General features: G+C 64.8%; 8 protein-coding genes. 4 read left to right on the top strand and 4 right to left on the bottom strand.

Annotated features, from left to right (window positions below; translation table 11 throughout):
- The coding region (locus B8W69_RS31090) for a hypothetical protein (protein ID WP_220084569.1) at positions 1–208 on the top strand (208 nt) is incomplete at its 5' end.
- A gap of 356 nt (positions 209–564) precedes the next feature.
- Here the strand turns inward: B8W69_RS31090 and B8W69_RS23595 are convergent.
- The 3 genes from B8W69_RS23595 to B8W69_RS23585 all read right to left on the bottom strand — a co-directional run bounded on the left by B8W69_RS23595 (position 565) and on the right by B8W69_RS23585 (position 7,203).
- Complete coding sequence (locus B8W69_RS23595) at positions 565–3,156, bottom strand: helix-turn-helix transcriptional regulator (protein WP_085292141.1); 2,592 nt, start codon at positions 3,154–3,156, stop codon at positions 565–567.
- A gap of 477 nt (positions 3,157–3,633) precedes the next feature.
- Positions 3,634–6,306 (bottom strand): helix-turn-helix transcriptional regulator, encoded by a 2,673-nt coding sequence (locus B8W69_RS23590; protein WP_181447470.1) that lies wholly within the window; start codon positions 6,304–6,306, stop codon positions 3,634–3,636.
- A 645-nt stretch (positions 6,307–6,951) separates the two neighbouring features.
- Positions 6,952–7,203: a hypothetical protein gene (locus tag B8W69_RS23585; RefSeq protein WP_085292140.1), complete on the bottom strand. Its 252-nt coding sequence runs from the start codon at positions 7,201–7,203 to the stop codon at positions 6,952–6,954.
- A 278-nt stretch (positions 7,204–7,481) separates the two neighbouring features.
- On the opposite strand from B8W69_RS23585, the gene B8W69_RS23580 reads away from it, so the two are divergent.
- The 3 genes from B8W69_RS23580 to B8W69_RS23570 are packed head-to-tail and all read left to right on the top strand — an operon-like array spanning position 7,482 to position 9,557.
- Complete coding sequence (locus B8W69_RS23580) at positions 7,482–7,883, top strand: helix-turn-helix domain-containing protein (RefSeq protein ID WP_245843350.1); 402 nt, start codon at positions 7,482–7,484, stop codon at positions 7,881–7,883.
- The gene (locus tag B8W69_RS23575; protein WP_085292150.1) at positions 7,864–8,349 is read left to right on the top strand and encodes an ImmA/IrrE family metallo-endopeptidase; all 486 of its coding nucleotides are present in this window, start codon (positions 7,864–7,866) and stop codon (positions 8,347–8,349) included. The genes B8W69_RS23580 and B8W69_RS23575 overlap by 20 nt, the downstream gene beginning before the upstream one ends.
- A complete protein-coding gene (locus B8W69_RS23570; protein WP_085292138.1) occupies positions 8,346–9,557 on the top strand; it encodes a DUF6545 domain-containing protein in 1,212 nt (403 codons plus the stop codon). The genes B8W69_RS23575 and B8W69_RS23570 overlap by 4 nt, the downstream gene beginning before the upstream one ends.
- Positions 9,558–9,580: 23 nt before the next feature.
- Here B8W69_RS23570 and mshC read toward each other — a convergent pair whose 3' ends face one another.
- On the bottom strand, positions 9,581–10,816 hold the full coding sequence (gene mshC, locus B8W69_RS23565; protein ID WP_085292137.1) for a cysteine--1-D-myo-inosityl 2-amino-2-deoxy-alpha-D-glucopyranoside ligase: 1,236 nt from the start codon (positions 10,814–10,816) through the stop codon (positions 9,581–9,583).
- Positions 10,817–10,928: the final 112 nt, after the last annotated feature.

Here is a 10,928-nt window from a genome sequence, read left to right as displayed (position 1 = left end):
AAAGCTGCCGTTGTCGTCGTCGAACGGATTGGTACTCACCAGTCCTCCAAATTTCGCTTTGGCATGGGTCGAACAGTCCGGTGCACTCGCCATCACTGACCACGCGCACGAAAACGGTCTCGACGAAGTGCATGATCCAGAGCGTCGTGCGTTTCAATCCTGTTGTCAGGCTTATCAAGTGAGTAACGTAGTCACGACCGCCACATAGAGTGGTAGACGCAAGACGACAGAGTGGTGGTCCGTCAGTGACAAGGAATTGCGCAACGGAAAATTTGCCTTTGGCACGGGTTACATTGTGCAACAGTGGTTTTCGTCCGAACCGCAGCCTTCGGCATGGGGCGAGCGCGGAACGTCTGCCATGACGTGCCGATGTAGTCGTCTTGCGCCCTGGACGATTCCGGGCTTAGTCATTGATCGCGTGCCACAAACCCACCTGCTATTTCCCTGTGCAGGAGGGTTTTCGGTTTTCAGTTGGTTGCGGCACTCAGAGGCGTAGGCGGACGACGGGCCGGCGGCGCAGCTCCCTACCGGCAGCTCCGCCCGATGCCCGGACAACCCGTTGCTTCACGACGCATCTCGGTTGATCAGATGAATGAGTTGGTCACGGTTGTTGATGCCGAGTTTGGTGAAAAGTCGGTACAGATGGCCCTCCACCGTGCGTACCGAAATGACCAGCCGGTCGGCGATTTCGCGGTTGGACAGCCCTGCCGCGACCAGATTGACGATCTGACGTTCACGTCCGCTGAAGGGAAGCGGGTGCGCCGCGGTCTCGAGCGCCGGTGTGCGTGACCCGCATTGGTTGGCCAACGCGTGCGCCCACGTCGACGACTCGACCTCCTTGCGACGGTCGCCCCGACGGGCATGTTCGCCGGCCGCCTGAGCCGCCGCGTCGGCGGCGAAAGCCAGTGCGCCGAGATCGGCGAATCGATGGGCCGCGGCATCGAGCAGGTCGCCGTCGTGTTGTGCCAAACCGCGGGCGTGGTCGGCGACCGCTTGCGCCGACGCGTAGTTCAAGGTTCGGGCGAGCTCATCCACTCGCGTGGCCTGCGAACGATCGCCGAAGCGAACGGCTGCATGGCGTGCCCGCATCTCGGCCACGTGCATCCCTGCTGTCCGCGCGATCTGCGCCGCTTGCATTGCATGTGCCTGGGCGGCCGCCATGTCGCCGGCCGCTGCCCGCTCCCAGGCCCGGGCGAGTTCCAGTTCAGGCAAGAACACCGCGACATGTGGTCCGTATGCTTCCTCCGCATGCTGCAACGCCGCTGCTGCCGCCGCACCGTCCCCGCGCGTCCCCTCCGCCTGGGCCAGCAGCGCCGCCACCACCAGCAACCAGGGCGACGGAAAGCCTTGGGACAGTTGAGAAATGGACCGGGCAAGAGTGACGCATGCTATCGAGAGGTCTCCGCGGGTAACCTGCACGAGCCCGAGCATCGCGTCAACCATGGCCTCCGCTGCGGGAAGACCCGTTGCCAGTGCGGCGTAACGCCTGTGGATTCGGTCGGCCGCCGGATAGTCACCGGCGGCGGTCGCAACCATAACCTCGGCCAGTCCGATGGCGAACCGCTGCGCTCCTGCCCTGCAGAGCGTCGTCGCGCGCACGCCGGCAGCGGCTATGCGACCGACCTCGGAAAAACGTCCGGCCGCCATCAAGGCACCGCATGTCGCGACAGCCGCCCACACGGTCGCCATCGGCACTACACCGGGCTCACACAGCCCGGGCCCAAGCTCGATCGTCGTCTCAACGTCGCCGCGGAAGAATCCGATCGAAACCTCGAAGGCATTGATCAGCTCGAGACCGCCCTCGGTCATGAGACGCTGTTTCACCTCTGTGAGCACGCGCATCGCGGTTTCGGCGTCACCGCATCCCCATGCCAGGTTCGCAGCGCGCAGACAACCCCACCGCGCGATCAACGACTCGTCGGCGCCATCGACGTCGACGTCCAAAAGGATGGCCTCGGCCTCGTCGCCGCGGCCCTGCCAACTCACCGACTCGGCAAGCACCAACGCAGCCGGCAGCCCACCACCACGATCGACCGCAAACCTCGCCAGCTCCTCACCCAGGGCAAGATTCGACATCGCCAATGCATCCTCCGCCGCCTTGACAGCTACATCGAGGTCGGCTTCCAAGTCGCTGTGCATCATGAACTGCGCCAGCTGGATACGGCCGCGGGGATCCGAGATCTGCGAGCGCCGCCCCACCGCCCGCAGATGCCGTCTAAGAGCTTTCGCCAATATGCCGTTGAGTTGCCGCGAGCGCACTACCCCGGCATGGCGGACCGCGGCTTCACCGAGCATGGGGTGATTCAACTGGGCCACGGTGTGGGAACCGTCGGCAACCAACTGGATCAGACCACGGCGCTCCAGGTTTGCCATTGCGTCCGCGTCGCAGATGTCACGCAGGATTTCCAACTCCAGCAATTCGGCGGTGGCCAAGAGCTCCACCACCTCCAGTTCCTCAGAACTCAGCGATTGCAGCCGAAACTCCAAAGCATCGTTGAGTTCGCGATCCGGGCGCAACGGGCCCTGAAGACGCCAGCCGTGATCGGTGTGTACCAAAGTCCCGCTTTCCCGGCCCGCCGTGAGAAAACCACGCAGCAGCAACAGATTTCCCCCACTGCGTTCAAACAACTCGTCAACCAGCCCGGGCTCGACCGGACCCCCCAGGACCGCGTCGGCCAACAGGCCGGTCTGCTCGCGGGTGAAGGGATCGATGTGAACGGTCAGCAACATGCGCTCTTTCAACAATGCAGTCACCGCATCCAAGACCGGATCGCCGGACCGGATCGTCACGATCAACCGCGCACTACGGCCGGCCGCAAGTTGATTGATCAAAGTGGCCGACAAAGGATCGAGCAACTGCGCCTCATCGACCACCACCACCAGGTTCTTGTCTTGGCCCAGAGTGTTGTGCGCGGCCGCCAGCATGATCGCCGGTTCGTGTCCCACCCCGAGGCTGACCACACGAGAAAATGCGCCCAGCGGCACAGCGCAACCCGTTTGAGTGCCCAGCGCGAATCGCACCGTGCGCCCCGCCGACTCGACCGTCTTGGCCAGCATGCGGGCCAGGGTGGACTTGCCCACCCCGCTGTCCCCGACCAACGCCACTCCGTTGAAGTCCCCGTTGTTGAGCGCCGCGAGTGACCGCCGGAACTCCACATCGCGTCCCACGATGGGCCATGTCGACCCATTAACCCGTTGCGTCAAATGATGTATCTCCCACTCCCACCGAGGTGCCGACATGGCAACCGACTGTTGCTGCACCGCTCACCGCATGCCGCGAGCCACTGCGGTTCGCACACGCCGGACGGCCCGTCGAGCTCGCGGCGCTACATAAAGCCGGAACGCGCCGCTGCCAGATAAAGCCCGAAGTCATAGGAAGCCGAGGCCATGCCCGAGCAGGCCGACGGGATCACGTCCTCGACTACTTGAAATTTGCTCGGCGGGACCGCATCTGCGGGTTCGGGCGGGTCGACTTCGTGAACAGCCGTCGCGATCGTGTGCTTCCGACTACCTATCATGGGCCGGAGCGTATGGCCGCTCGAGCGGCCATCGCCGGAATCTTTAGGGAAGTCGAGTGGTGTGCGCGCCGAGATAGAGTAGCGGCCCCTAAAACTCTACGTTACCTATGCAAACTTAGCCTGCGTAAGGGTGAACATCGTCCCCGCGACCAAGCGGCCGACTGCTGCGGCGTGAGAAGTCTTTCTCCGCGAAGGGCTCTCGGGTTGTTAGCAAGGCAAGCTGTTCGCGACTGTTGACGCCGAGCTTGGTGAAAAGGCGATAGAGGTGCCCCTCCACCGTGCGTACCGAAATGACCAACCGCTCGGCGATGTCACGGTTCGACAAACCGGCCGCGACCAAACTCACGATCTGGCGCTCACGATCGCTGAAGGGAAGCGGGCATATCGCAGCCTCGAGCGCCGGCGTCCGCAACTCGCAACGCCTGGCCAAAGCGTGTGCCCAGGCCGACGACTCGTATCTCTTACCGCGGTCCCCCCGGCGGGCATGTTCGCCGGCCGCCTGCGCCGCTGTGTCGGCGGCACATGCCAGGGCGCCGAGATCGGCGAATGAACGCGCCGTGGCATCGAGCAGATCGCCGTCGCGTTGCGCCAAACCGCGAGCATGATCAGCGGCTGCCGCGGCCAGCGCCGTGTCCAAAATACGGGCAAGCTTTTCCAGCCTCGCGGCCTGAGAACGATCGCCGAAGCGGACCGCCGCATGGCGTGCCCGCATCTCCATCACGTGCGTTCCCGCGGCGCGCGCGATCTCCGCCGCTTGCAAGGCGTGCGTCTGGGCGGCCTTCGCGTCGTCGGCCGCTGCCCGCTCCCAGGCGCGCGCAAGCTCGAGTTCTGGCACAAACACCGCAACATGCGGTCCATAGGCTTTGTCCGCGCGTCGCAATGCCGCAGTGGCCGCCGCGCTGTCACCGCGCGCCCCCTCGGCCTGGGCTTGCCAGGCGCCCACGACAACGGACCAAGGCGACGCAAAACCCTTCGAGAACACAGCGATTGCACTGTTGAACAGAGCGCACGCAGCGGTCAGCTCTCCGCGGCTCAGTCGAATGAGCCCCAGCATCGCGTCAACCATGGCCTCCGCCGAGGGAAGACCGTCAGTCATCGCGGCGTAACGCTTGTAGATTCGCTCGGCCGCGGAATCATCTCCTGCCGCCGTCGCGGCCATGATCTCGGTCATCCCGATGTTGAATCGATGCGGCCCCAAGCCGCACAGTGCAGCCGCACGCACCCCGACGTCCGCTATGCGGCCGACTTCGGAAAAACGGCCGGCCGCCGCCAAGGCGGCGCAGGTCGGGAAAACGGCCCAGACGGTGGCCACCGGCACTTCATCGGACTCGCACAGGCCCGGCCCGACCTCGATCGTCGTTTCGACGTCCCCATGGAAGTAGCCAATGGACAGCTCCAACGCATTGATCAGGCTCACGCCGGCCTCGGACGAGACGCGCTTCTTCACGTCATCGAGTTCCCGAGTGGCGGCTTCGACGTCCCCGCAGCCCCAGAAGAAGTTGGCGGCGCGCAGGCAGCCCCATCGCGCGATCATAAAGTCGTCGCCATCGTCGGGTTCGGCGTCGACCAGCACCTCGTCCGCCTCGTCGCCGCGGCCCTGCCAACTCACCGCCTCGGCAAGCACCAACGCGGCCGGCAGCCCCCCACCGCGATCGACCGCAAACCTCGCGAGTTCCTCACCCAGCACCACATTCGACATCGCCAGCGCGTGCTGCGCCGCTTCGATGACCACATCGAGGTCGGGCTCCAAGTCGCTGTGGATCATGAACTGCGCCAACCGGATCCGACCCCGCAGGCCGGGCTGCTTCGGCCGGTCCCCTGCCCGCTCATGTTTCTGTAGAGCTCGCGCCAATTTGCCGTTGAGTTGCCGGGCGCGCACCATTCCAGCGTGCCGGGTCGCGGCTTCACCGAGCATGGGGTGATTCAACTGCGCCACGGCGTGGGATCCGTCGGCAACCAACTGGATCAGGCCCCGGCGCTCCAGAGTTGCGATGGCCTCTGCATCGCAGACGTCGCGCAGGATCTCCCACTTCAGCCCCTCGGCGGTGGCCAAGATCTCCACCACCTCCAACTCCTCTGGGCTCAGCGATTGCAGCCGAAACCCCAGAACATCGTGGAGTTCGCGATCCGCGCGCAGCGGGCCCCGCAGTTGCCAGCCTTCCTCCGTACGGACCAATGCTCCACTTTCCCGGCCCGCGGTAAGAAAACCACGCAGCAGCAACGGGTTTCCCACACTGCGCTCGAACAACTCATCAACCAAACCAGAGGCGACCGGACCGCCCAGGACAGCGCCGGCCAAGAGACCCGTCTGCTCGCGGCCGAACGGTTCCACGTGGACGGTCAGCAACAGGCGTTCTTTCAACAACGCAGTCACCGCATCCAGCACCGGCTCACGCGATCGGATCGTCACGATCAACCGCGCACTGCGACTGGCCGCGAGCTGATTGATCAATGTGGCCGACAGCGGATCGAGCAACTGCGCGTCGTCCACCACCACGACCAGGTTCTTGTCCTTGCTCAAGGTGTCATGCGCAGCCGCCAGCATGACCGCCGGTTCGTGCGCCACCTGAAGGCTCACCGCGCGGGAAAACGCGCCCAGCGGCAGAGCGCAACCCGTTTGAGTGCCCAGCGCGAATCGCACTGTGCGCCCTGCCGACTCAACCGTCTTGGCCAGCATGCGGGCCAGGGTGGACTTGCCCACCCCACTGTCGCCGACCAACGCCACGCCGTGGCACTCCGAGTTGTTCAGCGCCGCCAGTGACCGGCGCAGCTCCACATCGCGGCCCACGATAGGCCACGCCGACCCGACTTCCCCCGACACCGCGAGCCCTAGGCTTGCTGGGGGGGCTTGGGCGCCAAGGCGTTTCGCAAAGCCAGGCGCGTGCCCAGTGGGCGGCGTTTTGAATCCCGAACGGGCCCACGACAAGCCCCAGCGACGGCAACCCAGCAACGAGCTTCTGGCCGATTGCGGTCGCGTCCGAGCGGCCGACGCAGCAGCCTGCCCACCGGCGGCCGCGCCAACTCGCTCTTAGTACGCACCGGACTCAACTCCTTCTGCAGCCCAGTATTTGCCAGAAATATACCCCCATATTGGCGTGACAGCAAAGGCTCTTTCGCCACCGAGATTCGACACTCGTGTAAATTGTTGCATAGGTTATACAGGTGTTTCATAGATTCACACCAGCCTTTGGGAGAAGTGCACAGCAAACAATAGACACAGCGCACCACTTCGGATGAGACCGCCCGTCGAAGCGGCGCCTGAGACATTTCGAGCCTCGGATTGCAACACTGGCTAACAGCGTCGACGGTGTCGGCCAGCTCAGGGAGTTCAGCCTTTAGTGGCGCCTCGGTACCTGAGGCGGGCGCCGTGTACACAACGCGGGGAGTGGCTCGTGCTGGCCTTCAGACCCCGGTTCGACTTTGCTGCACTTCGTCACGACCTCCTGCCATGCTGGTTCAACTCGCCGTGCGTTGCTTCGCCGGCGCGAAACACGGGGCCGCGCGCAATGTCAAACGCCAGGAGCATCGGGGTCCCAGAACGAAGGTCGATCCCGTGCGATCGCATCCGCCGCATGCCGCTCGCCAGCAAAACCGGGCCTTCGTACTCGGCAACGAGCGCGTCGATCGCCGACTCTCGGTGCGGCAACCCGGTGGCGAACTGTACACGGCAGTACACGTCACGCATTCAACCGTACGTTGATGAAAATGTAAAACCGAACGGTGACCCCTGTGGATAAACGCGGTGAAGCGCTTCACCAGCCGCAGATCCCGAGGTCACAGTCGTGCACCTTAAAAGTCTCAGCGCGGCGAATCGGGGGTCGGTCGTCATGACCGAGCCTGTAACATGGGTACACACAGCTGGCGTTCGCATGAAATGAGAGTGCATTGGGAGTCAACGGCGTCCAGGGCAAAGGGCCGGATGGCAGCGGGCTGGCAAGCCGCCTGAATAAGCTCTTCGAGCTGATGCGCAAGGCGGGCACGCCCCCGCTTTCCAACGCCGCAGCCGCGGCGGCAATCACGGATAAAACCGGGGTCCCGATCAGCCCGGCTTACCTGTGGCAACTCAGAAGCGGCCTCAAAACAAACCCGACCGTCGCCCATTTACGGGCGATCGCCGACTATTTCGGCGTGCCGCCGTCCTATCTGATAGATCGTGGCACCGACCCGGCGATCGACGCACAATTGAATCTTTTGCAGGCGTTGCGTGACAACGGCGTGCGCGATCTGGCGGCCCGTGCATCCGGCTTGACTCCCCAGGCTCTCAACAGCCTGGCGGCGATCGTCGACCACCTTCGTGAACTTGAACGATTACCCCCTATCTCCTCCCGGCAAAATGACCAGCTCGATGCCGGCATCAAACGCTGACATTCTTGCGCTGACGCGCACGCTCCCGATTCCGGTCCCCTGGGACCGGAACGTTTTCATCGAGAACTTGGGCCAAATGCGCGGTCGGGCCATCCGGCTCGTCCCGGCGGATACGGCCGCGCTGGCAGACAGCCCGTGCGGCCTCTGGCTGGCCTGCGACAACGAAGACGTGATCCTGCATGAGACAGGGACCACCGACTACCACATCGACCAGATCGTGGGCCACGAGATCGGGCATATCCTGCTGGGCCATGGTCGCAGCGCCAGCCGCGCCTGCGATGCGGCAGTGTGTCAGGCGTTGCCCGACCTCGATCCCGACACGGTGCGCGCGGTGTTGGGACGCAGCGACTACGCCGGTGACCAGGAGCGCGATGCCGAGATGTTCGCTTCCCTATTGCTGATCGCCGCCGCTGAGGCCGCCGAACGTAACTCCATGATGCGTAGCGCCTTCTTCCGCCGCCAGTGACCTCCACTATCCCGGGCATCATCGCGTGGCCCGTGATCACGATCATGCTGATCGTTCTCGCGGCGCGCTTCCGATGGTGCAGGGCCAACCTCTACCAGACTTACCTCAACAATGTGATGGCTTGGCTGCTGGTGGCCCAGTTGTTGCGTGAGCGCAAGGTTGAAGCGGTGTTGTCCAAAAGCGCTCTCATGACCGTGACCACCGCCCAGCAATTATCTTGCGTCGCAATGATTTTAGCGTGCGGTGAATTCGTCGGGTTCACCATGCTGTGGAACAAGATCTCCCCGGAGGAAACGCTCCGCAGTCACCGCTATTACCGCTTGGCCGCCGTCGCGTTGTCTGTGGCATTCCTGGGTGCGGGCACCCGCGCGCGCGTTGCGGGGCAGACGTTCGAGGTGTCCGGCGGCTGGGACGCGGTCTTGGCGCTGAGCTTGTATCTGACCATGATCGTCATCCTGGTGACGCGGTTGCTGTGGATGTTCGGCTCCGAGCTGATAAGAGCCACCGAGCGTCGCGAATCGCTGCTCGCCGCCGCCGGAATCCTTGCGGTTGTCGTGACGGCGGCAGCGTGCATGGAGGCGTTGGCGCTGGCGGTGAGCGACCAGCTCGGCTGGACTCACACCGTTGAATTCCGGGGCCGGGTTCATGGATCGGAATTCCTATGGATGGCCGTCATCGTCTACCTCTTCGGCGCGGTGCCGCTCGTCGTCAGGCTGCATTCGTTTTTTGGGTTGGACCGCATCAGCCGGACCTGGAAGAGTTTGCAGCCACTGCGGCTCAGCATCACAGCCGCGGTGCCGGAAAGCAGTTTCAGTATCGAGCATGACCACCGGCGGTATCAGAAGACCACTCTCCAGCTGCATCAAACCGTCATCGAAATCCGCGACGCGATCCTGCAGCTGCGCCACTATGTGCGTAGTACGGCTCCGGACCAGCTGGCCCGATTCCTCCAGGAAAACTCTGTGCCGGCCGACGAACGGGACTCCGCGACAACCGCTTTCGAGCTGGCGCACGCCGCCAAGGCCAAGACTGCCGGACATCGACCCGAGACACCCGACAGGGCGCTGGCCGTGCGCTCCCGTTCAACAAACCTCTACGAGGAAGCCGTCGACCTGTTGACACTGGCGAAATGGTGGACGCCCGCGCTGACGGCCACCTCACAGGTCATCCCGGATGAACCCGGCGCGGGAACGGCTCTTCCGGCCTGAACGAGGGCATACCGCCGCGTCGGCTAGAGGGCCACGCCCAGTAGCGCATCGACGGCGGCCGCCACCAGCTTGGGCGCCTCCGCGTCATGGCCGCCGTATTCCAGCGCATCGGTGGTCCAGCCATCAAGCGCGGCAAGGGCTTTGGGAGTATTCAGGTCATCGGCCAGGTATTGCCGCACCCGCGCGATGACGTCCGCGGCGTCGGGACCGGCCGGCAACGCGGCCGCGCTGCGCCAGCGCTGCAGCCGGGTGATGGCCTCGTCGAGCACCTGATCGCTCCAGTACCGGTCGCCGCGGTAGTGCCCGGCCAGCAGCCCCAGCCGGATCGCCGACGGCTCGACACCCCGGGCGCGCAGCTGCGACACCAGCACCAGGTTGCCGCGGCTCTTGGACATCTTGTGCCCGTCCCAGCCGATCATCCCGGCGTGCACGTAGTGGCGCGCGAATCTCCGCACGCCGCGCACGCATTCGGCATGCGCGGCGGTGAATTCGTGGTGCGGGAAGATCAGGTCGCTGCCGCCACCCTGGATGTCCAGGCCGCTGCCTATGCGGCTGAGCGCGATTGCCGCGCACTCGACGTGCCAGCCCGGCCGGCCGGGGCCGAACGGTGAGGGCCAGCTGGGCTCCCCCGGCCGTGCGGCCCGCCAGAGCAGGGCATCAAGTTGGTCGGTCTTGCCGGGCCGTTGCGGGTCACCCCCGCGCTCGGCGAACAGTCGCAGCATGGTGTCGCGGTCGTAGCCGGATTCGTAGCCGAACTGCGGAGTCGCGTCGGCGCGGTAGTAGATGTCCGGGTATTCGCCGTCGACGAGGTACGCCGCGCCGGAGGCCAGCATCTTCTCGACGAGTTCGACGACCTCGGCGACCGCCTCGGTCGCCCCGACGTATTCGCGGGGCGCCAGGATGCGCAGCGCCGCCATGTCTTCGCGGTACAGCGACACCTCACGCTCGGCCAGGTCGCGCCAGTTGATGCCGTCGCGCTCGGCGCGCTCCAGCAGCGGATCGTCGACGTCGGTGACGTTCTGGACGTAGTGGACGTCGTGGCCGAGATCCAGCCACTGCCGGTAGATCAGATCGAACGCAAGATATGTCGCCGCGTGGCCCAGATGGGTGGCGTCGTACGGCGTGATGCCGCAGACATACATCGTGGCGGCCGAGCCGGCCGCCACGGGACGCACCTGCCGGTCAGACGTGTCATACAGCCGAAGCTCCGGACCGCGTCCCGACAACACGGGGACCTGTGGGGAAGACCACGACTGCATGGCAATCAGCCTAGGCGCGCCGGCGATGCGGGTCTGAATCACCCGCCGCCATACCCGTCGCGAGCTATATCGCCGCGGCGCGATTTGTGGTTTGCTGAATCCGGTATCGGGC

Source organism: Mycolicibacterium vulneris (genome assembly GCF_002104765.1).
GTDB lineage: Bacteria > Actinomycetota > Actinomycetes > Mycobacteriales > Mycobacteriaceae > Mycobacterium > Mycobacterium vulneris.
The sequence above is the reverse complement of the archived record's forward strand: the minus strand, read 5'-3'. Positions and strand labels throughout refer to the sequence as shown.

Excerpts from the sequence above, each read along its gene's own strand:
- B8W69_RS23585 (WP_085292140.1), bottom strand. The coding sequence starts at position 7,203 with ATGCGTGACGTGTACTGCCGTGTACAGTTCGCCACCGGGTTGCCGCAC.
- B8W69_RS23580 (WP_245843350.1), top strand. The coding sequence starts at position 7,482 with ATGCGCAAGGCGGGCACGCCCCCGCTTTCCAACGCCGCAGCCGCGGCG.
- B8W69_RS23575 (WP_085292150.1), top strand. The coding sequence starts at position 7,864 with ATGCCGGCATCAAACGCTGACATTCTTGCGCTGACGCGCACGCTCCCG.
- mshC (WP_085292137.1), bottom strand. The coding sequence starts at position 10,816 with ATGCAGTCGTGGTCTTCCCCACAGGTCCCCGTGTTGTCGGGACGCGGT.